Origin of the sequence: Bacillus sp. BF2-3, from assembly GCF_008368795.1 — a bacterium.
GTDB classification, from domain to species: Bacteria; Bacillota; Bacilli; order Bacillales; family Bacillaceae_G; genus Bacillus_A; species Bacillus_A cereus.
Genome location: NZ_QOSA01000037.1, coordinates 162,166 through 186,865, shown reverse-complemented (window position 1 = coordinate 186,865; position 24,700 = coordinate 162,166). Strand labels below are relative to the sequence as shown.

The window sequence follows — 24,700 nt, the reverse complement described above, 5'->3', positions numbered from 1 at the left end:
ATTCATTTGAGGTTATTTTAATTTTTATTGCATTGTATGTAATGAAAATTGTATGAAAATCAATGTAATAAAATGTGTATGAATATTAAGGTGGAAAACAACAATGTTTTTGAGAAAATAATTATGTATAAAAATAACATTTGATACATAATCAACCGATTGTTTTTGATTGATTTATTATTGACAATATAATTAATTGTATGATAAATTCAATCAGCATTCTTAATGGTTTTTTGGTACGATTAATATTTTGAAAATTCAATACGGCATAAAGAGATTGATTTTTCTGTTTTTTTTGAGGTGGGTTACTAAGTCTATAGGGGAAGTGAACTATGTATATTTTTATTTTTAAAATAGAACAGTAATAAAGAATGTAACAAGTAAGAGATAAACTTGAAAAAGAGGTTTCAAAGAATGAGTCTTTTCATAAAGAAAGCAATGGATGAAGAAAAGAAAAAAGTATTGAATCAAACTTTAGGAGCGATTGATCTAACTCTTTTAGGGATTGGAGCAATTATTGGTACAGGTATTTTCGTATTAACTGGTATTGTAGCAGCGAAACATGCTGGTCCGGCGATTGTATTATCTTTTGTATTAGCGGCAATTATATGTGCATGTGTAGCTTTCTGTTATGCTGAATTTGCATCTACAGTTCCAGTTTCGGGAAGTGTATATTCATATACATATATGACACTAGGTGAGATTTTTGCATTTATAGTTGGCTGGTGTGTTATGCTGGAGTATTTATTAGCGACTTCTGCGGTTGCAGCAGGCTGGTCAGCATATTTTCAGTCATTGCTACTAGGTTTTAATATTCACATTCCTACGATTTTTGCTTCGGCACCAGGAATGGGGAAGGGTGGAATCATTGATTTACCAGCAGTTCTTATTATTTTAGTTGTTACATTTTTATTAAGCCGTGGTGCAAAAGAAAGTGCACGAATAAATAATATAATGGTTATTATTAAACTGGCTGTTATTGTAGGGTTTATTGTTGTAGGGACACAATATGTAAGACCAGAGAATTGGCAACCATTTCTACCGTTTGGTTTTCACGGTGTGGTAGGAGGCGCTGCTACTGTATTTTTTGCTTTTTTAGGATTTGATGCAGTTGCAACAGCCGCAGAAGAAGTGAAGCGTCCACAACGTAACGTGCCAATCGGGCTACTTGTTTCCTTGTTCATTTGTACGGTTCTATATGTAGGTGTTTCATTCGTGTTAACTGGAATGGTTCCGTTTACGGAATTAAATGTTGCTGATCCTGTTGCATATGCGTTGCGCACTGTAGGAGAAGATAGAATTGCTGGGTTGTTATCGGTGGGAGCGATAGCAGGGCTAACAACAGTTCTGTTAGTAGCTATGTTTGCATTTGTTCGTGTATCTTACTCGATGAGTCGAGATGGATTGTTACCAAAAAGACTTTCAAGTGTCCATAAACGTTTACAAACTCCATTTTTTAATACATGGGTTACAGGTATACTAGCAGCTTTATTAGCGGGATTAGTGGATTTGAATTTATTAGCTAATTTAGTGAATATGGGAACGATAACAGCATTTGTGTTTGTATCTATAGCTGTCATTGTATTAAGAAAGACACATCCTAATATGAAGAGGCCATTCCGTGCTCCTCTAGTACCTTTTTTACCTATCGTTTCGATAGTAAGTTGTATATATTTAGCTTTGAACCTTTCTAAGCTTACTTTAATTAGTTTTGTGGCATGGATTATAATAGGTGTTTTCATATATTTTGTATATGCTAAAAAACATAGTAATGTTAGAAATAGAAATAGAAATAGAAATAGAAATAAAGTATAGTCCATTGAAATAATACTTGTAATGGAAATGAAAACACGCTACTTATTCATATAAGAACAAGTAGCGTGTTTTTTCTATTTAATAATCCCATTTTCTAAAATTTTAATAGTTGGTGCCACTTTCACATTAGCTTTTGAAAAGGCACTCGGCCAATCATCTTCGACTTGTTTCCATTCTTTATATTGAAACGCTCTCGCATAATCACCAAATCCGAATGGATCAAGTTGCTGTTTTTGAATGTTGTGGATTAAATCGTTCAAATCTTTGTTTAGTTGTTTTGTAATAAGAGAAGTTAATTTCTTTCTATCTTTGTCTATATCCATATTGAATGTAAGTTCAGAGACAGCAATTTTCAAATCCATTTTAACATGAAATTTGAAGTGGTTATCGCTATAATCTGTATGGATATCACGATTCATGCTAAGAACATTTATTGTTACGAAATCGCCGCCATCGGTATCTTTTAAATCACTATTACTTTCAACTGAAGTAGAAGGGATTTTCAATGTAAGCGAAACCGGTGTATTCGCTTTCTTTTGTAACAAAAGAAGAAGGGCGCTTTCATAACGATTTAATGACATTTTATAAATTCCGCGAGAAGTTAATAGCGCGGAACCAGTAACGATAACATCCTTTTTACCTTTTTTTATTTCTGAAATAGCAGGTGTTATACCTTTATTAAACGTTTGCCTGTGAAATTCATGGAATGTCGTAAAAACGGTCCGATTGTACAGTTTGTTCGTATTAATTAAATCTGTTAAATACTCGGGAAGGGCAGGCTTATCTTTAAAGTTATTATATATAACTGAAGAAATTGGACCGTCTACTGCAACCATGCGCATGTTTCCAGTGTTTTTAGGATCACGATACCAAACATCAAGGTAAGGCATAGCCCCTTCTTGTTTTAAAAAATTTGTGCTAAATAAAATGAGCTGTAACTTTTCTGTAGATACTAAACCGCCACTTGAGCTATTAAACGTTGCTTTTGCTTCTCGAGGTGTACGTACTTTCGCTTCATGTGTTTCGTACTTTTTTTCTACGTCTTCATTAAAAATAGGATTCACGTGGTACACAATTAATTTTCCTTTTGCTTTTGCGTCAAAGCCGTAAATTAATGAAATCGATTGTTTTTCTAAGTCGAGTCGATCTCCACAGCCTGTTAAAAAGGTTATGAGAAAGTAAAGTATAGTGAAATGAATAAAGCGCCTCATTTAAACTCTTCTCCTTTTCCAATGCTGATAAAGTGTCATGTATAAGAGAAATACGACTGGGAATAGAAAAACGATAAAATAACTAGCAGTTCCCCAAAATTCCCGCAACGCACTTATCTGATAAGAAGAAGGGATATAAAAGAATAAGATGAAAATACACCCGAATAATAAAACATAAATAGGTAATGAACTGCCTTTTTTGTTAAGAAATTGATTAATTCCATCTGAAGCAGTGAAAATATAAGGAATACAGGAATCAAAAATAATAAAGAGATAAAATGACAAAAAGATAATTTCAAATCGCTCAAGAAATGAGAAGTGAAACGGTGTAACAAGAGAAAGAGTCGGCCATAAAAACTTTGTTATACCATCTGGACTAAAATAAACAAAAGAGACAAAGGTGACTTGAAGATAAATAAATAGCGTAATCAAATTCGCAAGAACAATTCCTTTTTTTGCAGATGATTTATTACTGAGATAAGGATAAAGGACAAATGCAAACTCAAATCCGAGAAACGCAATGATAGTTGATTTTACTGTGTTTAAAACTGGTATCCAGCCTTCTTTAAGAAGAGGAAGAAGATAAATCCAATGCCCATCTTTAAGCGGAATAAACAATAGAAAAGGCATCCATAGTGTGAAAAATACAGTGAAAACAGCATAGCGACTTATAATAAGAACGCCTTTACATGCTAGCATTAACATTGGAATAGATAGTAAAATCATAATTAAAAACATTGGAGTTCTAGGTAAAATCCAAATGTGAATAACGTATAAGAGGGAAAAAATTAAGGAAATAGCTGCAAGGACAGCATATAAAATCCAAAAAATCATTCCTACTCTTCCTAGCCACTTCCCAAGATAACGAGTTAGCACATCGAGTAAAGTATATCCAGGATGATTTTCCATAATTTTCACAATACATAAACTGACTAAAGTAGTGAGAGCACATCCAATAATAATAGACATCCAGCCATCTGTATTTGCCCCTTGTGCAACTTCACGCGGAAGTGTAAGGACACCGAATCCTACTTGAACACCACTAATCGTTAAAATGTATTGAAATAAACTAATCTCCCTCTTTGCACGTTTTGTCACTTATTATCCTCCTTTTCCTCAACATCTCTTTGCCGGTTATCTTGTTTTAATTGTAGAGATAGTGGCCGTTTCTTCATAAATTTCCATGGGAAACGTACAAGGGTATCTTTTAAATCCGAAGCAAATAACGGAGAAAAAGGACTACCATAAGGAACACCGAGAGATTCCATAGAAAGTATATGAATAATAATGATTGCCATCCCAACCATAATTCCAATGACGCCAAATAAAGAGGCGGCTATCATCATTGGGAATCGAAGAAGCCGAATTCCTGCTGACATTTCTAAGTTAGGAATAATGAAGGAGGCAACCGCAGTAATTGATACGACGATAACCATAACGTTACTAACAATCCCAGCTTGAACGGCAGCTTGTCCAATTACAATTCCTCCTACGACGCCGATTGTTTGCCCAACAGGTCCAGGAAGCCGAATCGCTGCTTCTCGGAGCATTTCGAGAACTAATTCCATTAATAAAGCTTCTAATATGGGAGGAAAAGGAATTTTGGCTCGAGATTCTCCAATCGTTAACAACAATTTGAGCGGAATCACTTCATAATGGAAGGAAATCATAGCAATATAAAGAGCAGGAGCAAATATTGCAATAAATAGCCCAGTGAAACGAAGGAGTCGTATAAAAGATGGAATCATAGGTCTGAAGCTGTAATCATCTATCGTCTGAAAAAAGGATGAAAAGGTCATAGGTCCTATTAATACGCCTGGTGAGCGATCTACAACAACGGCAATTCGCCCATCAAGAATATGATGTGCTGTTGTGTCGGGGCGTTCAGTTATTGATAATTGCGGAAAGAGAGTAAATGAATTATCTTCAACAAACCCCTCTAATTCACCAGTAGTAAGAATCGCATCAACTTTTACTGACTCGATACGGGATGCCATTTCTTTTACGACATTTTCGTTCGCAACATCTGCTAGATAAAGCAAAAAAACCTTTGAAGTAGCTCGTTCACCAACAGTGAATTCCTTCACTTTCAGTTCGCGATTTGGAATATATCGACGAATAAGTGCAAGGCTGTCGCTCGCTACTTCATTAAATCCTTCGTGTGAGCTTTTTATGGAGCTCTCTGTTGTAGGTTCTTCAATACTCCTTTTTGGTGCCGCTTGCGTATCGAGCTCTAAAGCGGATAGTTGTCCGTTTATAAATAAAATACTTTTGCCGTGTAAAAGAGATTGTTCAATGTCTGTCCACTGTTGAACTTTTTTAATATTTCCGATAGAAACAGAGGCTTTCCAAAAATCGTCTTCATTCCAATCTTTAAATAAGAGAGGACGAAGAATGTTTACGTTAATAACAGTTTTGTCTACAAGTCCTTCCATATATATGAGTGCAGCTTCCTGTCCGTTTTTTAATGGAAAAGTGCGTGTTATTAATTCTGGAATACCGCTAAACAGTTTGGACAAGTGCTTTAAATTAAGGGAAAGGGAAGAAGAGATAGATTTATTTAATGCGTAATCAGCTTGCTCTTGGGTAGAAAGAGATTTTTCACCACGAATCCATTTATTAAAAGACCCCATTTGTTCGCTTACTCCTTGTTATGTTTTATCCCGATTGGTGAGGGCTGATAATCAGTGGGGGATGAAGAAAACCCCCCACTGATTAAAGTTTCACTTTATATGGGTTATTATGGATAGTTACAAGCTGACATATGCGTAGTTTAAATTTTATATTGTATATTTTTAACTTTAACGCTATAATTATAGTGTTAAAGATGGAATCGTGATATGACCTGTTATGACTCTATCGTTTTATTTATGAATAAATGGATTGGTATTTTAGCAAGATGTGCTAATAAACTACTCCACCATGATAATAACGTGCCGAAATGTGGTGCGTATATTTTCGTGGTGGAGTTTTTTTATTCTCAAAAAGGGGGAAAGACCATGAATAACAACATGGTTCATATTACAATTGACGGAAAAAAGTATACAGCGGAGCCCGGTTCAACGATATTGGGTGTTATTAATGAGAACGGGATTGAACATCCGCAAATTTGTTACGTGCCAGAAGTAGATCCTATTCAAACATGTGACACTTGTATTGTAGAAGTTGACGGAAAGTTAATGCGTTCTTGTTCGACGATAGCAACGGAAGGTATGAACATTGAACGTGCTTCTGTTCGCGCAAAAGAAGCACAAACAGAGGCGATGGATCGGTTACTAGAAAATCATTTATTATACTGTACAGTATGTGACAACAACAATGGGAACTGTAAACTGCATAATACAGCAGAATTAATGGAAATTGAACATCAAAAATATCCGTATGAACCGAAAGTAGATGTAAGTGAAGTTGATATGACGCATCCGTTTTATCGCTATGATCCTAATCAATGTATTGCATGCGGTCAATGCGTTGAGGTGTGTCAAAACTTACAAGTAAATGAAACGTTATCGATAGACTGGGAAGCGGAACGCCCACGAGTTATTTGGGATGAAGGAGTAAATATTAATGATTCTTCATGCGTTAGCTGTGGTCAATGTGTAACGATTTGTCCTTGTAACGCTTTAATGGAGAAAACGATGCTCGGTGAAGCTGGATTTATGACGGGATTAAAACCAGATATTCTTGAACCGATGGTAGATTTAATTAAAGAAGTTGAGCCTGGATATAGCGGTATTTTTGCGGTATCAGAAGTGGAAGCGGCCATGCGTGATACTCGTACGAAGAAAACGAAAACAGTATGTACATTTTGTGGTGTAGGTTGTTCGTTTGAAGTGTGGACGAAGGGGCGTAAAATTCTTAAAGTACAGCCATCTTCAGATGCACCAGTTAACGCAATTTCCACTTGTGTAAAAGGGAAATTTGGTTGGGATTTCGTAAATTCTAAAGAACGAATAACAAAACCTTTAATTCGTAAAAATGGAACGTTTGTTGAATCTACATGGGAAGAAGCACTGAATGTAGTTGCAAATAAATTAGGCGCTATTAAAGAAGAGTACGGTAAAGGTTCTATCGGATTTATTTCTTCCTCTAAAATTACAAATGAAGACAATTATGTAATTCAAAAATTAGCTCGACAAGTATTTGGAACGAATAATATTGATAACTGCTCACGTTATTGCCAATCACCAGCAACGGATGGTTTGTTCCGTACAATTGGTATGGGCGGTGATGCCGGAACGATTAAAGATATTGCGCAATCTGGTCTTGTTATTATTGTAGGATGTAATCCGACAGAAGGTCATCCTGTTCTAGCTACACGTATTAAACGTGCACATAAATTACACGGACAAAAGTTAATTGTAGCTGATCTTCGTAAAACCGAAATGGCAGAGCGATCAGATGTCTTTATTAGTCCAAAACAAGGAACAGATCAAGTTTGGTTAATGGCTGTTACGAAATATATGATTGATCAAGGTTGGCATGATCAGGAATTCATTAATGAGAATGTAAACTTCTTTGAAGATTTCAAAGAAAGCCTAGAGGAATATACACTTGAATATGCAGAAGAAGTAACAGGCATTTCAAAAGAAACGCTTATTCAAATGGCTGGAATGATTCGTGATGCAGATGGTACATGTATCCTTTGGGGTATGGGGGTAACGCAAAATACAGGTGGTTCTGATACTTCCGCTGCAATTTCAAACTTACTTCTTGCAACAGGGAACTACCGTCGTCCAGGAGCAGGCGCATACCCACTTCGAGGCCACAATAACGTACAAGGTGCTTGTGATATGGGGACTTTACCAGGATGGCTTCCAGGATATCAGCACGTTACTAACGAAATGGAACGTGCGAAATTTGAAACTGCTTACGGAGTGAAAATTGATAGTGAACCAGGTCTTAATAATATCGAAATGCTTCACGCAATTGACGAAGGAAAAATGAAAGCAATGTATCTTGTCGGAGAAGATATGGCTCTTGTAGATTCTAATGCAAATCATGTACATGAAGTGTTATCGAGCCTTGATTTCTTCGTTGTGCAAGATGTTTTCCTTTCTAAAACTGCTCAATATGCAGATGTTGTATTACCAGCAGCGCCATCTCTTGAGAAAGAAGGTACTTTCACAAATACAGAGCGCCGTGTCCAAAGATTATATCAAGTTCTTCCTACGCTAGGAGATGCGAAACCAGACTGGTGGATCGTCCAGGAAGTTGCGAATAAACTAGGTGCAAACTGGAATTATAGCCACCCAAGTGAAATCTTTGCTGAGATGGCAAGTTTATCACCATTGTTCTCGCAAGCGAACTATGAAGTGCTTGAAGGATGGAACAGTTTCCATTGGGGAAGTTTTGATGGAACGAATACACCACTTCTGTTCCAAGACGGATTTAACTTCCCAGATAAAAAGGCTCGTTTTGCGATTGCTGACTGGGTACGTCCAGCTGAATTTCCAGCTGAGTTTGACCTTCACATTAACAACGGTCGTATGCTTGAGCATTTCCATGAAGGGAATATGACAAATAAATCAACAGGTATTCAAACGAAAGTACCTGGTGTTTTCGTTGAAATCTCTCCAGACCTTGCAAAAGAACGTGGCGTAAAAACAGGTTCGTTAGTTCGTCTTGTCTCTCCTTTTGGAGCATTAAAATTACGTGCACTCGTTACAGATCGTGTAAAAGCGAATGAGTTATATTTACCGATGAACTCTACAGATAACGAAACGGCAATTAATTTCTTAACAGGTCCTGCTGTGGATGTACGTACGAATACACCTGCGTATAAACAAACAAAAGTACGTATGGAAGTATTAGAAGTTGATGGCGAAAATCCGATGCCAAAAGCGAACCCACGCAATAAAAAACGTCACCCTCAAGCTGGAATTGAGGTACATCGTAAGTGGGCACGTCCAGGATATGTGCATTTAACGGATAAGTAGGAGGAGAAAACTATGGCTGCACCTATAAAAATGATTCAAAAACAAGAATTAACTGAGGAAGAAATAAAACAGCAAAAGTTAGATGATTTAAAAGAGCTTCTAACTAATAATGAAGAAGCTCTAAATCAGATGTTTAATATAGTAGGGGAATTAAATGACATTGGAATGCTAGAAGCTGCAAATTCAATGCTAAAAGCGAAAGAACCAATTGCGAAAATTGTTCTAGGTCAAGTAACTCGTGAGCCTGTTACAAATTTAATTAATAATATGATGGGCGCTGCAGGTGCGTTAACTGAACTTGACCCAGAACTTACGAAAAAGCTTATAGGTAGTTTATTAGTCGGGCTAGAAGAAGGTAATGAACATCTAGAAAGTAATAAAAAAGTAGGGGTATTCGATCTTATGAAAGTATTGAAAGACCCAGATATTAACCGTGCTATCGGGTTTGGGCTTCATTTCTTAAAAGGTATGGGGAAAGGGTTAAAAGACGAATAAACTTCATGAAGTGAACCTTTCCGCCCAAATATTTGTAGGAAATAGTTTGGGCGGAAGGCTCATTTTGGTAAAATATATAATAGAGTAAAATGAGGCTTTTGGGAGGTATAATTGTATGTCAAAAAAAGTACATGAATTTAATGATATGATACGAAAACTTCGAAAGGAACTTTTCGGAAAAGGACCAGAACGAATTCATACTGTTTTTGCGGAAAATATGGCTATAGCGACTCTTTATGGAAACTTAACACCTACTGAAAAATTTATTTCAAGTACGATGGACGGTGCGGAAATGGTTCATATGGCTAGAACGAAAATGATTCAAGAAGTGTATGCTGCGAATTCCCGTGAACATTTGGAGGAACTTGTTGGAGCGAAATTAGTGAATTTGTTTTCAGATATGAAAGTAGAAGAAGATATTGCAGTTTCTGTATTTGTTTTTGATAAAAATATAACGTGAGAGAAGGATACTGATCGTGAAACCGATACAGGTAGAAAGAGAAATCTTTCGTTATGAACAAGGAGCATTTAAACATATAGAGGACAGCATTGTAACAGAGTTTCCTGTCACCATTAAAATGAACGGACAGGAGTTTGTTACAATGGTTAGTACTCCAGAATATATAGAAGATATGGTAATAGGCTTCTTAGCGTCTGAAGGAATCATTCGGAAGTATGAAGACATTGATAGTGTATGGGTGCAGGAGAAAGAAGGATTTGTGCATGTAACAACGACAAAAGTAAATCCGTATTATGAACAAATGCAAAATAAACGCTATATTACGTCTTGTTGTGGTATGAGTAGGCAAGGGTTTGTTTTTGCAAATGATGCACTAAGTGCAAAAAAAATGAGGGGTGTCCATGTACAGGTTGCTGCCGATGATTGTTTTCGGTTAATGAAAGAAATGCAGCAATCTGCGGATACGTTTCATCGTACTGGTGGGGTTCATAATGCAGCTTTATGTGATGTTAATGGTATTATTTTAAGCCGAATGGATATTGGTAGGCATAATGCACTAGACAAAATTTACGGTTATTGTTTAAGAAACGATATTTCTATAAAAGATAAAATCATTGTTTTTAGTGGTCGTATTTCTTCGGAAATATTATTGAAAGTTGCAAAAATCGGTTGTGAAATTATACTATCAAAATCAGCTCCAACTGAGTTAGCTTTGCAACTAGCGGAAGATTTAGGTATTACGACAATAGGATTTATTCGTAATCACTCCTTAAATGTATATACCCATCCAGAACGTGTTTTAAATATAAAATAAAAGTGAGGCAATGAAGATGAAATCAGTTACATTAGACAAGTTGCAACGTCCGTTAAAGGATTTACGTATTTCAGTTACTGATCGCTGTAATTTTCGCTGCCGATATTGTATGCCAGAAGAAATATTTGGTCCTGATTACTCGTTTTTGTCTAATGATAAAATTTTATCTTTTGATGAAATTGAAAGGATAACACGTATTTTCGTTTCTTTAGGTGTGAGAAAATTACGGATTACAGGCGGAGAACCGTTACTTCGAAGAGGGCTTCCAAAGCTTATTGAGCGCCTTAATAAAATTGATGGTGTAGAAGATATCGGTTTAACAACCAATGGATCGTTACTTAAAAAGTTTGCTCCTGATTTATATAAGGCGGGACTATCACGTGTAACAGTTAGCTTAGATTCCTTAGAAGAAGAGCGGTTTTTCTATTTAAATGGTAATAGGAGCAAAGTGCAAAGGGTTCTGGAAGGAATACAGGCTGCAGCTGAAGTTGGAATGAAAATTAAAATAAACATGGTCGTTCAAAAGGGAAAAAACGAACAGGACATTTTGCAGATGGCGCAATATTTTAAGGAAAATAAGCATATTCTTCGTTTTATTGAGTATATGGATGTTGGAAATTATAATGGTTGGGATTTAAAAGAGGTCGTCTCTAAACAAGAAATAGTAGATACGATTCATCAAGTTATGCCGTTAGAACGGATAGAAGCAAATTATTCTGGTGAAGTGGCTACTAGGTATCGTTATATAGGAAGCGATGAGGAAATAGGTATTATTTCATCAGTAACAGATTCTTTTTGCTCATCATGTACGAGAGCTCGTATTTCTGCAGAAGGAAAATTATATACTTGCTTATTTGCTTCTAAAGGAAATGATTTAAGAGAATTGCTTCGTTCTGAACATACAGATGAGGACATTACAGATGTAGTACGCGATATATGGAATAATAGGGAAGATCGTTATTCAGATGAACGCTTAAATCATACAAATAAGAAAACAATACCTAAAATTGAAATGTCACATATCGGTGGTTAATATATAAAGCTAGCGTCATAGTGAAAAATGGAAAATTTACAAGAGTTGTGGATTTTCTATTTTATAGTAAAAGTGATGATTGATATCTCTGTAAAAGATGTGCAGAGAAATTAAGCAGCATTCAAAAACCTTTATTTTGAGGAGGTTTTTTGAAGCTGCTTTTTTATTTGGAGAAAATGGAGGAATGGGTAATGGCATTTCATAAGCCGGAACAAATTGCTGAGCTTGTCATTGAGGCCGGTGTTCAAAAAGTAAGACAGACATTGCCAGCGATGCTTATTCTCGGTTTTTTAGGAGGAGCGTTTATTGCGATAGGTTTTTTACTTAACATTCGAGTTTTAGGGAATTTACCTGAGCGCTGGGGAAGTCTAGTGAATGTTTTAGGAGGAGCAGTATTTCCTGTTGGACTCATGCTCGTAGTATTAGCAGGAGGAGAATTAATTACGGGAAATATGATGTCACTGTCTATGGCGCTTTATGCAAAGAAAATTACATTAATAAGTGTACTGAATAACTGGGTTTGGATTACTCTCATGAACTTTATTGGGGCAATTTTCGTTGCGTATTGCTTTGGACATCTTGGCGGATTAACAGAGGGAGAGTATTTAAATAAAACGGTAGCGATAGCGGAAGGGAAGTTACATGAATCATTTGGGAGAACTTTAATTTTAGCAATTGGTTGTAATTGGCTCGTTTGTCTTGCTCTTTGGCTCGCTTACGGGACGAGTGATTTTGTCGGGAAAATCATCGGAATTTGGATTCCAATTATGGCATTTGTAGTGATTGGATTTCAGCAAGTAGTAGCAAATATGTTTGTCATTTCCGCTGTTATTTTTGCTGGTCATCTAACGTGGATGGATCTGGCTAAAAATTTTGTTCCTGTTTTTATCGGAAATGTAATTGGAGGAGCTGGGTTTGTTGGTTTTGCTTACTTTGCTTGTTATCAGAAACAACATTCTAATATGAAATAGAGTTCTTGAGAGGAAGGGTATGTAATGGCTGATCGGTATTCACGACAACAGTTGTTCAAACCAATTGGGAGTAAAGGACAAGAAAAAATTCGAAATAAACATGTGTTAATTGTAGGGGTAGGCGCATTAGGAAGTGCAAGTGCCGAAAGTTTCGTACGTGCAGGTGTTGGTAAGTTGACGATTATCGATCGTGACTACGTTGAATGGAGTAATTTACAAAGGCAACAATTGTACTCTGAACAAGATGCGAGAGAGAAAATGCCGAAAGCAATTGCTGCAAAAAATCGGCTAGAACAAATTAATTCGGAAGTACAAATACATGCTTTCGTAATGGATGCAACTTCAGAAAATATGGAAGGTCTATTAAAAAATGTAGATGTAATCATTGATGCAACAGATAATTTTGATATTCGATTTGTAATAAATGATTTATCACAAAAACATAATATTCCGTGGGTATATGGTTCTTGCGTTGGATCATATGGTATGAGTTATATAATTATTCCGCAAGAGACACCGTGTTTACATTGTATGCTGAAAAATATCCCTGTTACAGGTGTGACGTGTGATACTGCTGGGATTATTAGCCCGACTGTTCAAATCGTCGCAGCATATCAAGTGGCAGAAGCGCTCAAAATTTTAGTGGAAGATTTCTCAGCAATTAGAAAAACATTTTTCATGTTTGATATATGGAGTAATCAAAATCATTTTATAAAATTAGGGAAAATAAAAACAGACGCTTGTCTCTCATGCGGTTTGAATCGAACTTATCCTTATTTATCATACGAAAATCAAACGAAAGCAGCTGTTTTATGCGGAAGAAATACAGTTCAAATTAGAACAGTAGACAATAGGAAATACAATTTTGATGATATAGAAAAAGTATTAAAAAAACTGGGAAAAGTAGATCGGAATCCGTATTTACTATCTTGCCAATTCGATGATTACCGCATCGTTTTTTTTCGGGATGGTCGTGTTTTTATTCATGGTACAAATGATATTTCGAAAGCGAAACAACTATATTATCGCGTATTCGGTTAATAGAGAGGGTGTCAACAATGGAAAGAAGAGTGCCAATTACGGTTGAAGAAGCTGTTCGTAAAGTGATGGGATTTGCTGATAAGGGCTTAAAGGAGCTATTACCAATTGAATTAGCTTATGGACGTATATTAGCAGAGGATTTAGTAGCTGACCATGATGTACCGTCGTTTAATCGTTCGCCGTATGACGGATTTGCTATTCGAGCAGAAGATACTAATTTAGCAAGTTATGAAACGCCAATTGTATTTGAAGTAGTGGGTGAAATTGGTGCAGGATCGCTATTCCATGAGAAAGTAGGTCCATTTCAAGCAGTTCGAATTATGACAGGAGCACAAATTCCGAATGGGTGTGATGCGGTTGTTATGTTAGAGCTGACTCGTCAATATGAGAAGAATGGCAACAATTATATGGAAGTGAAGCGATCATTCAAAACGGGCGACAATATTTCTTTTCAAGGTGAAGATGCTCGTAAAGGAACAGTTCTTGCAAAGAAGGGATCGTACATTAATCCAGGTATTTCAGCTCTTCTTGCTACATTCGGTTATAGTGAAGTACCAGTTGCGAGAAAGCCTGTAATTGGACTGTTAGCGACTGGGAGTGAATTACTGGATGTCAATGATTCATTACAGCCAGGGAAAATCCGAAACAGTAATACGTACATGATATTGTCTCAAATTCGAAGAGCGGGCGGAAGAGTAAAATATTTTGGGAAGTTTAGTGATGATTTTAATACGTGTTTTACAGCTGTGAAAGAAGCGCTTGGCCAAGTAGATATGTTAATTACAACGGGCGGTGTATCAGTAGGAGATTATGATTATTTACCAGCTATTTACGAAAAGTTAGGTGCATCTGTTCTTTTTAATAAAGTTGCAATGCGACCAGGAAGTGTTACGACTGTAGCACAATTAAATGGCAAGTTATTATTTGGTTTATCAGGGAATCCATCAGCTTGTTACGTAGGGTTTGAATTATTCGTAAGACCGTGTATTCGGACGTATATGTTTAGTGAAAAAGTACATTTAAAAAGAGAAAAAGCGTTATTAGGAGAAGATTTTCTAAAACCGAATCCATTTACAAGATTTGTACGAGCAAAATTGCAATATGATGAGGGGAAATTAATCGCTTATCCATCAGGGTTTGATAAATCTAGCTCAGTTTCTTCATTGGCAGAATCCAACGCGTTTATCGTATTGCCGGGCGGGACAAGAGGATATAAAAAAGATATGTTTGTCGATGTTCTTTTATTAGAAGATAACGAAGGTAGTGAATGGCCTTGGACATTTCATAAAGTGAGAGGTGGTTTTAATGGGACAAGTGCTATTTGAGATTGTAGATAAACCGATTTTAGTTGAAGAAGTAACGAATAAAGTCGCAAGAAGGGAAGCAGGTGCGATTACAACATTTATTGGTACGGTGAGAGAATTAACAAAAGGAAAACGAACGCTACATTTAGAGTATGAAGCATATAAACCGATGGCAGTAAAACAACTTATGAGAATTGGTGAAGAAATTAGTGAAAGATGGCTGGATGCAAAAGTAGCAATTACGCACCGTGTAGGGCGACTAGAAATAATGGATATTGCGGTAGTCATTGCAGTTTCATCACCGCATCGTAAAGTAGCTTATGAAGCGAATGAGTACGCGATTGAACGTATAAAACGAATCGTTCCAATTTGGAAAAAAGAATTTTGGGAAGATGGAACGATGTGGGTTGGAGATCAACTTGAAAACACACCTTATCCAGAAGGAAAACCAAAGAAGGAAGAATGAGAAAATGATTACAATTTTACTGTTTGCAAATTTGCGTGAGGAAGTTGGATCGGATCGATTAGTAATTTCAGAAAAGCAAGAAATGACAGTGCAGCAATTAAAAGAATGGCTCAAAGCCAGCTATTGTTTACAATCGCTGGATAAAGTGATGGTGGCTGTTAATGAAGAGTTTGTAATGAATGAAGAGATGATAAAAGCCGGAGATATAGTCGCATTAATCCCACCCGTTAGCGGGGGATAATAAGCTTTTTCACCAGATGAAGTGCCAAGAAAATGTTGTATATAAATTAGAATAAGAGAAGGGATGAGTTCTATGCTTACTCAAGAACAAATAATGAATGCATTAAAACATGTAGAGGATCCAGAGTTACACAAAAGTGTTGTAGAATTAAATATGGTTAGAAATATACAAATGAACGGAACAGAGGTTAAACTTGAAGTAGTACTAACAATCCAAGGTTGTCCGTTAAAAGCAAAAATTCAACAAGATATTGAAGAATCGCTTCACGCAATTGGTGCCTCTAAAGTGGAGGTAACATTTGGTTCTATGACACAAGAAGAACGTGCAGCTTTAACAGAGAAGTTAAAGCGAAATACTAGAACAGAAACTGGTATGCCGAGCATGCTTCGCCCGGATTCAGGAGTACGTTTTATTACTGTAACGAGCGGAAAAGGCGGAGTTGGAAAATCAACGGTGACAATTAATCTTGCAACTGCACTAGCTCGTATGGGCAAAAAAGTGGGGATATTAGATGCAGATATATATGGTTTTAGTATTCCAGCTATGATGGAAACGAATAAGAAACCAACGATGATTGATCAAACGGCAATTCCAGTCATTAGTCACGGTGTTAAAATCATGTCGATGGGATTCTTTACAGAAGGAAATAACCCAGTGATGTGGCGCGGACCGATGCTAAATAAATGGATTCAAAATTTCCTTGCGAATACGCACTGGGGAGAATTAGATTATTTATTACTTGATTTACCACCAGGTACAGGAGATGTTGCGATTGATGTTGCAGCGATGATTCCGCAAGCGAAAGAAATAATTGTTACAACTCCGCACAATATAGCTTCATTCGTTGCTTCAAGAGTTGGTGTAATGGCAAAACATACGAAGCATGAGATTTTAGGTATTGTGGAAAATATGGCTTATTATGAAGAACAAGATGGATCGAAAAATTATCTCTTCGGAAAAGGCGGCGGTGAAATGCTTGCAGAACAATTGCAAACAGAAGTAATTGCCAAAATACCTTTTGCGAAACGTGAAGAAAATAATGGTTCATCTGTATATGATGAAGATTCTCTTGTTGGAGAAGTGTTTACATCGTTAGCTGAGGATATTATTTATAGAGGATAGAGGGGGAAGTTTAGTATGGCATGTAACATTGATCATTCTATTGAAGATGTGATGAATAAGCTTGAAAGTCAAAAGAATTTTTTACCTGAAGGGATCTTTAAAGAGTTAAAGAGTTTTTTGCAAGGTATTCATTCACAGAAATTATTAAATGATGTTTTTCACCTCCTAAAAAAGTATGATTTAGTCAGTGAGGAAGAACGAGAGACGAGAAACGCACAATTGTTGTACATTTTGAATTAAGTACTCTTTGGCTTTAGAATTTTTTCAGAAGGGGTGAATGTGATGGATATGAAAAAGATGATTGAAACGATAGAAGTAACTAGAGTGACTGACGAGGAATTATCGATTTCGAATTTACATCCAAAGCTTGTGAAGTTGTATAGTCAAAAAGATAGTGCAGAGTATACGAAGCTATTAAAATATATTTTATCATTATCCGTACAGCTGAAGCTGAATCTTGTATTGAAATATTTTGGTGTACGTCCCATTGTTGCTGCAGACGAGCGGGTGCAATTTCAAGAGATATTTAAATGCTTAGCTAAGAAAGATGAGAATGGGGAATGGTTTCTAAATTTTGTTTCTTTATATGTAGGGCTAATTGTAGTTCTTCGTTTTGATGAGAAAGTGATTGAGAGCAATTTTTTTGATGATATGGTAGTGGATGAATGTAATGAAATATAAGATTCTACTCATAACATTTTTCTATATTAAATGCTTTAACTGCGATTTTAGTTGGTTATGTAAATATGAAGGTAACTAATTAAGAAAAAGGAATGAAACTAGTTGGATAAAAAGAGTTCTTCAGTTGTTTCCGTCGTTTTTTCGTGTTACTATTAATCGAATTTTTCATAAGGAGAGAAAGCGATGAAATGGATTTATTTTCTTATTATTAACGTTATAGCTTTTAGCCTTATGGGGCTTGATAAACGAAAAGCAAAGAAGAAACAGTGGAGAACGCCAGAAAGTACGTTGTTTTTATCGGCGGCAGCTGGAGGAGCAGTTGGAGCTTGGATCGGCATGTATATGTTTCATCATAAAACTCATAAAAAGAAATTTGTTTTCGGCATACCGTTACTTGTTGTAATAACGGTATGTTTATTATTCGTTGTATGAGAAATGTCGAAAGAAATGCAGATTGATTATTGGTAAAGTGAGCATGTGAGACCGTATAATGGAGAAAAAATGAGAAGAGGAGAAAAAGGAAGATGGGGAGTCAATCAGCAGAGCAAAAAAAAGGGATACTATACGCGGCTGGTGCTTACACGATGTGGGGAATCCTACCGATTTATTGGAAATGGGTTGAGGAAGTTCCAGCAGATGAAATATTAGCACACCGCATCGTTTGGGCATTTGTTTTTATGTTACTCGTATTAGGTGTTACGAAGAGGTTTCGTCAGTTTATTGGGGAATTTGTGAATCTTTTTAAACGACCTAAATTATTAATGTCATTAACAATAGCTTCAGTCTTGATTAGCGGAAACTGGTTTGTTTACATATGGGCCGTTAATCATAATCATGTTATTGAAGCGAGTCTTGGCTATTATATTAATCCGCTTATTAGTATTTTACTTGGTACAGTCGTTTTAAAGGAAAAGTTAAACTTCTGGCAATATGTTGCAGTTGGTTTAGCTGGAGTGGGGGTTATCATTTTAACAGTGCGTTTCGGATCTATTCCGTGGGTTTCTCTTTCACTTGCCTTTTCATTTGGATTATACGGATTAACGAAAAAACTGTTAAACTATGATGCTACAATTGGACTTACGATGGAAACGATGTTAGTGACACCGCTTGCAATCATTTACCTTGTTATGACAGGCGCCCATGGTTTCGGCTCATTTGGATCTATTTCAATGTTATCGACATTACTATTAATAGGAGCAGGTATTGTTACAGCTCTACCACTTTTTTATTTTGCAAAAGGAGCCCAACTTATTCCGCTTTATATGGTAGGTTTTTTACAATATATTGCACCAACAATTAGCTTAATTTTAGGTGTATTCGTATTTGGTGAACATTTCACATCTACTCATATGATTGCATTTTTCTGTATATGGGTTGCATTATTTGTATTCTCGGTAGCGAAGACTAAGTTTTTAGTGCAGAAACAACCGAAATTTATAAAAAATAAATCAGCAAATGTATCATAATGCGTAGTATTTTCTACGCATTTTTCTTTATACTTATATTATATAGAATTTCCATTATAGTCAGTAAGGAGCTGAGAACATGGAAACAATTTTACATAATGATCCGCTTATGGCAGCTGTAATTTCATGGTTTTTAGCACAATTAACGAAAGTAGTCTTCAAATTAGTTAAAACAGGTGAATTTGATTTTGCAAAGTTTTTTGCTTCAGGTGGGATGCCAAGTTCTCATGCTTCAACAGTTACAGCGCTTGCTACAGGAGTTGGAGTAGTGGAAGGTGTGGAAAGCTCGATGTTTGCGGTTGCTACAATTTTTGCCATTATTGTTATGTATGATGCTTCAGGAGTAAGGCTTGCAGTAAGTAAACAAGCAAAAATATTGAATGATTTTTTTCACGGTAGAGAAACAGAATATAAGAAGTTAAATGAACTTGTTGGGCATACACCGTATGAAGTAGTAGTCGGTGCTTTATTAGGGATTATTGTCGGAGTAGGGTATTGTTTATGAGCAGAACATTTTATATGTTCTGCTTTTCTTTGTTTTTATACATATTCAGCTACCTTTTTGAATATCGTTATACGGATTTCGAAAGGGTGGGTGAGCAACTTGTTATTATATGAAAAAGTGCATGAAGAAATAGCGAGAAGAACAACTGCACTTCAAACAATGCAACGGCAAGATGGTACGTGGCGGTTTTGTTTTGAAGGAGCGCCACTAACAGATTGTCATATGATTTTTTTATTAAAATTATTAGGTAAAGATAAAGAGATAGAACCGTTTGTAAAAAGATTAGCATCACTCCAAACAAATGAAGGAACATGGAAATTGTATGAAGATGAAGTGGGTGGTAATTTATCTGCTACAATTCAATCTTATGCTGCCTTACTTGCATCGGAAAAATATACAAAAGAAGATGTGAATATGAAGCGAGCGGAAATGTTTATAAATGAGCGCGGTGGGGTAGCGCGTGCTCATTTTATGACGAAGTTTTTATTAGCGATTCATGGAGAATATGAATATCCTTCTCTCTTTCATTTGCCAACACCAATTATGTTTCTGCAGAATGATTCCCCTCTCAGTATTTTTGAACTGAGTAGCTCAGCACGTATTCATTTAATTCCGATAATGTTGTGTTTAAATAAAAGATTTCGAGTAGGGAAAAAGTTATTGCCAAATTTAAATCACATTGCAGGCGGGGGGGGAGAATGGTTTCGGGAGGATCGGTCTCCAGTTTTTCAAACGTTAGTAAGTGACGTGAAGAAAATTATAACGTATCCACTTTCTTTGCATCATAAAGGATATGAGGAAGTAGAACGTTTTATGAAAGAGCGTATTGATGAAAATGGAACATTATATAGCTACGCAACTGCCTCGTTTTATATGATTTATGCTTTACTTGCATTAGGACATTCTATTCAATCACCAATTATTCAAAAAGCTATAACGGGAATCACATCTTATATATGGAAGATGGAGAGAGGGAGCCATTTGCAAAACTCTCCATCAACTGTATGGGATACAGCTTTACTCAGTTATGCTTTGCAAGAAGCTCAAGTTCCGAAAGCAAGTAAAGTGATTCACAATGCATCAGCATATTTACTAAGAAAACAGCAAACGAAGAAAGTAGATTGGAGTGTACATGCACCGGATCTCTTCCCGGGTGGTTGGGGCTTTTCGGATGTGAATACGACGATTCCAGATGTTGATGATACAACTGCTGCGTTAAGAGCATTGGCGCGAAGTAGAGGGAACGAAAATGTAGACACTGCTTGGAAGCGAGCGGTTAATTGGGTTAAAGGATTGCAAAATAATGATGGTGGTTGGGGGGCTTTTGAAAAAGGGGTAACGAGCCATATATTAGCAAATTTACCAATCGAAAATGCAAGTGATATGATTACAGATCCTTCTACACCAGATATTACAGGAAGAGTATTAGAATTTTTCGGAACGTATACGCAAAATGAATTGCCCGAGAAACAAAAACAAAGTGCGATAAATTGGTTAATGAATGTACAAGAGGAAAATGGATCGTGGTATGGGAAATGGGGAATTTGTTATATATATGGTACGTGGGCAGTGTTGACTGGTTTACGGTCACTAGGAATACCATCTAGCGATCCATCAGTGAAACGAGCAGCTTTATGGCTTGAACATATACAGCATGAAGATGGTGGCTGGGGAGAATCTTGCCAAAGTAGTGTGGAAAAAAGATTTGTTACTTTGCCATTTAGTACACCATCCCAAACAGCATGGGCGTTAGATGCCCTCATTTCTTACTATGATAAAGAAACGCCAGTCATTCGAAAAGGTATTTCATATTTGCTCTCCAACTCTTATATAAATGAAAAATATCCTACTGGAACAGGTTTACCAGGTGGGTTTTATATTCGTTATCATAGTTATGCTCATATATATCCATTGCTTACTTTGGCTCATTATGCAAAAAAATATAGAAAATAAACCGAGAGATGTCTCTCGGTTTATTTTGTTGGGTAGTAGGTCCCTTTTGAAAAGAATAAGGTTGTGATGTACCTTATTTTTCGGTTGATTGGCGCTTTTGACGTGCATCAGCGGCATTTGCACGTGCGTTTGCTTCTAAGTCATTGTGGTCAGCGAGTTCGCGAGAGAACTCAACATCAATGCCATCAGTTGCTTTGCTTTGTTTGAAATTCTTTTTGTTCATTCGACACAATCTCCTTGCGTTTATGCGACGTTGCAAAGTTAGTTTGACACAAATAGACTTTTTTATACAAAGAGGAATTGGAAAGCAAGGAGCCGAAATATACAGTATAAGTAATAGAAATGGGGGATAGGAATGGAGTTTTTAAATGGGAAAACAGCTGTTGTAACAGGAGCTGCACAGGGAATTGGAAAAGAGATTGCAAGGGTTTATGCAAAACTAGGGGCGAAAGTATTAATTAGCGATGTAAATGAAGAAAATCTACAAAAAACGACACGTGAGTTATCAGATGAAGGATATGAAGTGTGCTCATATCGATGTGATGTGAGTAATCAAAATGAAGCAAAGTCGTTAATTGAATATGCGGTTCAAAAATTTGGTACATTACATATTTTGGTGAATAATGCTGGAATTACAAGAGACGCAATGTTACATAAAATGGAGAAGTCTGCTTGGGAACAAGTATTACAAGTGAACTTAACTGGAGTTTTTTATTGTATGCAACCCGCGCTTCTTTACATGAGACAACAAGGGTATGGACGCATTATTAATATATCTTCAATTAGTAGAGAAGGAAACATAGGTCAAGCAAATTATGCGGCTACAAAGGCAGGAGTTGTAGGATTAACGAAAACAGCAGCGAAAGAAGTTGGAAGTTTCGGTATTACTTGTAATGCGATTTGTCCGGGGTTTATGGATACAGATATGACCAAAACGATACCAGATAAAGTGAAAGAAAAGATGGTTGGCGCTATTCCAGTTGGTAGAATTGGAACGCCAGAAGATATTGCGAACGCAGCAGCCTTTTTAGCATCAGAATACGCATCTTATATTACAGGTGAAGTATTAAATGTGAGCGGAGGACTGCAAGTTTAAAGGAATACATAATGAACAGAACCTGACCAGGTAGGTCAGGTTCTTTCTCATTAATTTAAGTTAAGCCAAACGCTCTTTACTTCTGTATAGTTATTTAATGCGTAAGATCCCATTTCACGGCCAAGACCAGATTGTTTAAATCCTCCAAATGGAGATGCTGCATCAAAGACGTTATAACAGTTTACCCATACTGTACCTGCACGTACTTTACTTGCAACATAGTGTGCTGTTTTAACATTTTCTGTCCACACACCAGCCGCTAAGCCGAATTGTGATTTATTTGCACGTTCAATTACTTCATCAATATCGTTAAATGGTATTGCAGAAATAACTGGACCGAAAATTTCTTCTTTTGCGATCGTCATTTCATCATTTACGTCAGCGAATACTGTAGGAGAAACGAAGTAGCCTTGATTGAATGGATTACTTCCTCCGCAAAGGACTTCAGCGCCTTCTTCAATCCCTTTTTCAATGTAGCCCATTACACGTTTTTGTTGTTCTTCGGAAACGAGAGGGCCAATTGTTGTTTCAGGGTTAAGACCGACACCTTGATTTAGTTTTTTAGAATAGAGGACGAGATCAGCCATGACATTATCATACATTTTCTTCGGAACAAATAAGCGTGATCCAGCAGAGCATACTTGTCCTTGGTTAAACATAACACCAGAAAGTGCACCAGGAATCGCGCGAGATAAATCAGCATCTGGCAATATGATATTTGGTGATTTACCGCCTAATTCAAGTGTAACGCGTTTTAATGTTTCGGATGCTTGTCGCATAATTTGTTTACCGACAGGAGTAGAACCGGTAAATGCAATTTTATCAACGAGTGGATGATTAACGAGAGCTTGTCCAGCTGATTCACCGAATCCAGGTACGATATTAATAACACCTTTCGGGAATCCAGCTTCTTCAATTAATTCAGCTAAGTATAGAGCAGATAGTGGAGTTTGTTCTGCAGGTTTTAAAACGATTGTACATCCTGTAGCAAGCGCTGCTCCCATTTTCCACATTGCCATAAGAAGCGGGAAGTTCCAAGGGATAATTTGACCAACGACACCAACAGCTTCATGGCGTGTATAGTTAAAGTAATCACCGGAAACAGGAATTGTTTGACCAACGATTTTCGTAGCCCATCCAGCGTAATAGCGCATATGCTCAATTGCAAGTGGTATGTCTGCTGCCATTGTTTCACGGATTGGCTTTCCGTTATCTAATGTTTCGAGCTGTGCAAGCTCTTCTTTATGTTCTTCCATTAAATCAGCTAACTTGTACATGAGACGGCTTCGCTCAGCGGTGCTCATACGAGACCAAGGACCTTCGTCAAAAGCCATACGAGCTGCGACTACAGCTTTATGAATATCTTCGCGACCAGCTTCAGAAACGACGGCAAGTGTTTCACCAGTTGCTGGGTTAGGTGTTTTAAATGTTTTACCGGAAGCGCTTTCAATGAAAGATCCATTCACATATAACTTTTTTGTACCTTGAAGAAATTTCTCTACCTTTTCATGAAGATTTACAGCTAGTTGACTCATTGTATAACCCCCTTGAAAATATAATGTAAACGCAGTACGAGACGGCGCTTATTCCGAAATCAAGGATGTGGAAACTAGATGGAAAGCCTCTAATTAAAATCATAATTAAGAAATACTGAAAATTCAAATTTCATTTGTGTTACAATTGTAAAAAATATGTAATGTAAGAGAATCTTCTATATGATTATAAAAAATCCTGCTTGTTTTTGCTTTCTAGTAGGAAAAACTAGAAGAACAATGGTACAATAATACATCGTGAGAGGAGGGGTAAAAATGAAAGATTATCATGATGATCCACGCTTTCGAATAGCCCATAGAGAAGCGTTAATTGGTCTTGGACTTGCTATTATTAATTTTATAATATGGTACGGATTTGCTTATGGGCTTGGTAGTAAAAATCCGAATGAATATACATATGTATTAGGTTTTCCCGCATGGTTTTTTTATAGCTGTATCGTTGGATTTATCGTTATGGTTATTTTACTTAGTTTAGTTGTTCGTTTTGTATTTCAAGATATTTCACTCGATGAGGAAGAAAAAAGTGAGGAATAA

At 36.6% G+C, this 24,700-nt stretch carries 25 protein-coding genes; 20 read left to right on the top strand and 5 right to left on the bottom strand.

The window, feature by feature from the left end; all coding sequences use genetic code 11:
* The first annotated feature begins 414 nt into the window (after window positions 1-414).
* Window positions 415-1,815 carry an APC family permease gene (locus DN401_RS23820; RefSeq protein WP_141540663.1) on the top strand — a complete coding sequence of 467 codons (1,401 nt, stop codon included), beginning with the start codon at window positions 415-417 and terminating at the stop codon, window positions 1,813-1,815.
* A 74-nt stretch (window positions 1,816-1,889) separates the two neighbouring features.
* Here the strand turns inward: DN401_RS23820 and gerSC are convergent, their stop codons facing one another.
* The 3 genes from gerSC to DN401_RS23805 are packed head-to-tail and all read right to left on the bottom strand — an operon-like array spanning window position 1,890 to window position 5,659.
* On the bottom strand, window positions 1,890-3,026 hold the full coding sequence (gene gerSC / locus DN401_RS23815; protein WP_001252213.1) for a spore germination protein GerSC: 1,137 nt from the start codon (window positions 3,024-3,026) through the stop codon (window positions 1,890-1,892).
* Window positions 3,027-4,124, bottom strand: coding sequence for an endospore germination permease (locus DN401_RS23810; RefSeq protein WP_071739326.1), 1,098 nt, complete (start codon window positions 4,122-4,124; stop codon window positions 3,027-3,029). It lies immediately after the preceding gene.
* On the bottom strand, window positions 4,121-5,659 hold the full coding sequence (locus DN401_RS23805; RefSeq protein WP_000534523.1) for a spore germination protein: 1,539 nt from the start codon (window positions 5,657-5,659) through the stop codon (window positions 4,121-4,123). The genes DN401_RS23810 and DN401_RS23805 overlap by 4 nt, the downstream gene beginning before the upstream one ends.
* 366 nt (window positions 5,660-6,025) lie before the next feature.
* Here DN401_RS23805 and fdhF point away from each other — a divergent pair, with 366 nt between their 5' ends.
* From fdhF to DN401_RS23720, 17 genes are all read left to right on the top strand, one after another.
* On the top strand, window positions 6,026-8,965 hold the full coding sequence (gene fdhF, locus DN401_RS23800; protein WP_001063638.1) for a formate dehydrogenase subunit alpha: 2,940 nt from the start codon (window positions 6,026-6,028) through the stop codon (window positions 8,963-8,965).
* 12 nt (window positions 8,966-8,977) lie between these two features.
* Window positions 8,978-9,460 (top strand): helical membrane plugin domain-containing protein, encoded by a 483-nt coding sequence (locus tag DN401_RS23795; protein ID WP_000729897.1) that lies wholly within the window; start codon window positions 8,978-8,980, stop codon window positions 9,458-9,460.
* Window positions 9,461-9,575: 115 nt separating this feature from the next.
* The gene (locus DN401_RS23790; protein WP_000039582.1) at window positions 9,576-9,920 is read left to right on the top strand and encodes a Na-translocating system protein MpsC family protein; all 345 of its coding nucleotides are present in this window, start codon (window positions 9,576-9,578) and stop codon (window positions 9,918-9,920) included.
* Window positions 9,921-9,936: 16 nt separating this feature from the next.
* On the top strand, window positions 9,937-10,734 hold the full coding sequence (fdhD, locus tag DN401_RS23785) for a formate dehydrogenase accessory sulfurtransferase FdhD (RefSeq protein ID WP_000802690.1): 798 nt from the start codon (window positions 9,937-9,939) through the stop codon (window positions 10,732-10,734).
* Window positions 10,735-10,750: 16 nt separating this feature from the next.
* On the top strand, window positions 10,751-11,767 hold the full coding sequence (gene moaA / locus DN401_RS23780; protein WP_000844124.1) for a GTP 3',8-cyclase MoaA: 1,017 nt from the start codon (window positions 10,751-10,753) through the stop codon (window positions 11,765-11,767).
* A gap of 191 nt (window positions 11,768-11,958) precedes the next feature.
* The gene (locus DN401_RS23775; protein ID WP_000863998.1) at window positions 11,959-12,738 is read left to right on the top strand and encodes a formate channel; all 780 of its coding nucleotides are present in this window, start codon (window positions 11,959-11,961) and stop codon (window positions 12,736-12,738) included.
* Between the two features lie 24 nt (window positions 12,739-12,762).
* The gene (locus tag DN401_RS23770) at window positions 12,763-13,779 is read left to right on the top strand and encodes a molybdopterin-synthase adenylyltransferase MoeB (protein ID WP_000785275.1); all 1,017 of its coding nucleotides are present in this window, start codon (window positions 12,763-12,765) and stop codon (window positions 13,777-13,779) included.
* Between the two features lie 17 nt (window positions 13,780-13,796).
* Complete coding sequence (locus DN401_RS23765; RefSeq protein WP_000442200.1) at window positions 13,797-15,104, top strand: molybdopterin molybdotransferase MoeA; 1,308 nt, start codon at window positions 13,797-13,799, stop codon at window positions 15,102-15,104.
* Window positions 15,085-15,549 carry a molybdopterin synthase catalytic subunit MoaE gene (moaE, locus tag DN401_RS23760; protein WP_000531881.1) on the top strand — a complete coding sequence of 155 codons (465 nt, stop codon included), beginning with the start codon at window positions 15,085-15,087 and terminating at the stop codon, window positions 15,547-15,549. Before DN401_RS23765 ends, moaE begins: the two co-directional genes overlap by 20 nt.
* Before the next feature lie 4 nt (window positions 15,550-15,553).
* The gene (gene moaD, locus DN401_RS23755; protein WP_000628500.1) at window positions 15,554-15,790 is read left to right on the top strand and encodes a molybdopterin converting factor subunit 1; all 237 of its coding nucleotides are present in this window, start codon (window positions 15,554-15,556) and stop codon (window positions 15,788-15,790) included.
* Between the two features lie 72 nt (window positions 15,791-15,862).
* The gene (locus tag DN401_RS23750) at window positions 15,863-16,912 is read left to right on the top strand and encodes a P-loop NTPase (protein WP_000957508.1); all 1,050 of its coding nucleotides are present in this window, start codon (window positions 15,863-15,865) and stop codon (window positions 16,910-16,912) included.
* A gap of 15 nt (window positions 16,913-16,927) precedes the next feature.
* Window positions 16,928-17,152 (top strand): hypothetical protein, encoded by a 225-nt coding sequence (locus tag DN401_RS23745; RefSeq protein WP_000752375.1) that lies wholly within the window; start codon window positions 16,928-16,930, stop codon window positions 17,150-17,152.
* A gap of 42 nt (window positions 17,153-17,194) precedes the next feature.
* Window positions 17,195-17,593: a hypothetical protein gene (locus DN401_RS23740; protein ID WP_000367300.1), complete on the top strand. Its 399-nt coding sequence runs from the start codon at window positions 17,195-17,197 to the stop codon at window positions 17,591-17,593.
* 183 nt (window positions 17,594-17,776) lie between these two features.
* Window positions 17,777-18,025 carry a DUF1294 domain-containing protein gene (locus DN401_RS23735; RefSeq protein ID WP_000871349.1) on the top strand — a complete coding sequence of 83 codons (249 nt, stop codon included), beginning with the start codon at window positions 17,777-17,779 and terminating at the stop codon, window positions 18,023-18,025.
* 92 nt (window positions 18,026-18,117) lie between these two features.
* The gene (gene rarD / locus DN401_RS23730; protein WP_149287981.1) at window positions 18,118-19,059 is read left to right on the top strand and encodes an EamA family transporter RarD; all 942 of its coding nucleotides are present in this window, start codon (window positions 18,118-18,120) and stop codon (window positions 19,057-19,059) included.
* 79 nt (window positions 19,060-19,138) lie between these two features.
* Window positions 19,139-19,564, top strand: coding sequence for a divergent PAP2 family protein (locus tag DN401_RS23725; RefSeq protein ID WP_000447820.1), 426 nt, complete (start codon window positions 19,139-19,141; stop codon window positions 19,562-19,564).
* A 99-nt stretch (window positions 19,565-19,663) separates the two neighbouring features.
* Window positions 19,664-21,517, top strand: coding sequence for a terpene cyclase/mutase family protein (locus DN401_RS23720; protein WP_149287980.1), 1,854 nt, complete (start codon window positions 19,664-19,666; stop codon window positions 21,515-21,517).
* A gap of 73 nt (window positions 21,518-21,590) precedes the next feature.
* Here DN401_RS23720 and DN401_RS23715 read toward each other — a convergent pair whose 3' ends face one another.
* Window positions 21,591-21,740 carry a YfhD family protein gene (locus tag DN401_RS23715; protein ID WP_001035815.1) on the bottom strand — a complete coding sequence of 50 codons (150 nt, stop codon included), beginning with the start codon at window positions 21,738-21,740 and terminating at the stop codon, window positions 21,591-21,593.
* 132 nt (window positions 21,741-21,872) lie between these two features.
* On the opposite strand from DN401_RS23715, the gene fabG reads away from it, so the two are divergent.
* Window positions 21,873-22,613, top strand: a complete 741-nt coding sequence (gene fabG, locus DN401_RS23710; RefSeq protein WP_000395038.1) for a 3-oxoacyl-ACP reductase FabG — start codon at window positions 21,873-21,875, stop codon at window positions 22,611-22,613.
* Between the two features lie 50 nt (window positions 22,614-22,663).
* Here the strand turns inward: fabG and dhaS are convergent, their stop codons facing one another.
* Window positions 22,664-24,148, bottom strand: coding sequence for an aldehyde dehydrogenase DhaS (gene dhaS / locus DN401_RS23705; RefSeq protein WP_000080282.1), 1,485 nt, complete (start codon window positions 24,146-24,148; stop codon window positions 22,664-22,666).
* 273 nt (window positions 24,149-24,421) lie between these two features.
* Here dhaS and DN401_RS23700 point away from each other — a divergent pair, with 273 nt between their 5' ends.
* Window positions 24,422-24,700 (top strand): YhdT family protein, encoded by a 279-nt coding sequence (locus tag DN401_RS23700; protein ID WP_000656239.1) that lies wholly within the window; start codon window positions 24,422-24,424, stop codon window positions 24,698-24,700.

Bases quoted from the DNA above. Each gene is read 5' to 3' on its own strand.
- DN401_RS23795 (WP_000729897.1), top strand. From the start codon at position 8,978: ATGGCTGCACCTATAAAAATGATTCAAAAACAAGAATTAACTGAGGAA.
- DN401_RS23745 (WP_000752375.1), top strand. From the start codon at position 16,928: ATGGCATGTAACATTGATCATTCTATTGAAGATGTGATGAATAAGCTT.
- DN401_RS23820 (WP_141540663.1), top strand. From the start codon at position 415: ATGAGTCTTTTCATAAAGAAAGCAATGGATGAAGAAAAGAAAAAAGTA.
- fdhF (WP_001063638.1), top strand. From the start codon at position 6,026: ATGAATAACAACATGGTTCATATTACAATTGACGGAAAAAAGTATACA.
- rarD (WP_149287981.1), top strand. From the start codon at position 18,118: ATGGGGAGTCAATCAGCAGAGCAAAAAAAAGGGATACTATACGCGGCT.
- moaA (WP_000844124.1), top strand. From the start codon at position 10,751: ATGAAATCAGTTACATTAGACAAGTTGCAACGTCCGTTAAAGGATTTA.
- moaE (WP_000531881.1), top strand. From the start codon at position 15,085: ATGGGACAAGTGCTATTTGAGATTGTAGATAAACCGATTTTAGTTGAA.
- DN401_RS23790 (WP_000039582.1), top strand. From the start codon at position 9,576: ATGTCAAAAAAAGTACATGAATTTAATGATATGATACGAAAACTTCGA.
- DN401_RS23765 (WP_000442200.1), top strand. From the start codon at position 13,797: ATGGAAAGAAGAGTGCCAATTACGGTTGAAGAAGCTGTTCGTAAAGTG.
- DN401_RS23700 (WP_000656239.1), top strand. From the start codon at position 24,422: ATGAAAGATTATCATGATGATCCACGCTTTCGAATAGCCCATAGAGAA.
- fabG (WP_000395038.1), top strand. From the start codon at position 21,873: ATGGAGTTTTTAAATGGGAAAACAGCTGTTGTAACAGGAGCTGCACAG.
- moaD (WP_000628500.1), top strand. From the start codon at position 15,554: ATGATTACAATTTTACTGTTTGCAAATTTGCGTGAGGAAGTTGGATCG.
- DN401_RS23775 (WP_000863998.1), top strand. From the start codon at position 11,959: ATGGCATTTCATAAGCCGGAACAAATTGCTGAGCTTGTCATTGAGGCC.
- DN401_RS23735 (WP_000871349.1), top strand. From the start codon at position 17,777: ATGAAATGGATTTATTTTCTTATTATTAACGTTATAGCTTTTAGCCTT.
- DN401_RS23740 (WP_000367300.1), top strand. From the start codon at position 17,195: ATGGATATGAAAAAGATGATTGAAACGATAGAAGTAACTAGAGTGACT.
- DN401_RS23715 (WP_001035815.1), bottom strand. From the start codon at position 21,740: ATGAACAAAAAGAATTTCAAACAAAGCAAAGCAACTGATGGCATTGAT.
- DN401_RS23725 (WP_000447820.1), top strand. From the start codon at position 19,139: ATGGAAACAATTTTACATAATGATCCGCTTATGGCAGCTGTAATTTCA.
- dhaS (WP_000080282.1), bottom strand. From the start codon at position 24,148: ATGAGTCAACTAGCTGTAAATCTTCATGAAAAGGTAGAGAAATTTCTT.
- DN401_RS23770 (WP_000785275.1), top strand. From the start codon at position 12,763: ATGGCTGATCGGTATTCACGACAACAGTTGTTCAAACCAATTGGGAGT.
- DN401_RS23805 (WP_000534523.1), bottom strand. From the start codon at position 5,659: ATGGGGTCTTTTAATAAATGGATTCGTGGTGAAAAATCTCTTTCTACC.
- gerSC (WP_001252213.1), bottom strand. From the start codon at position 3,026: ATGAGGCGCTTTATTCATTTCACTATACTTTACTTTCTCATAACCTTT.
- DN401_RS23750 (WP_000957508.1), top strand. From the start codon at position 15,863: ATGCTTACTCAAGAACAAATAATGAATGCATTAAAACATGTAGAGGAT.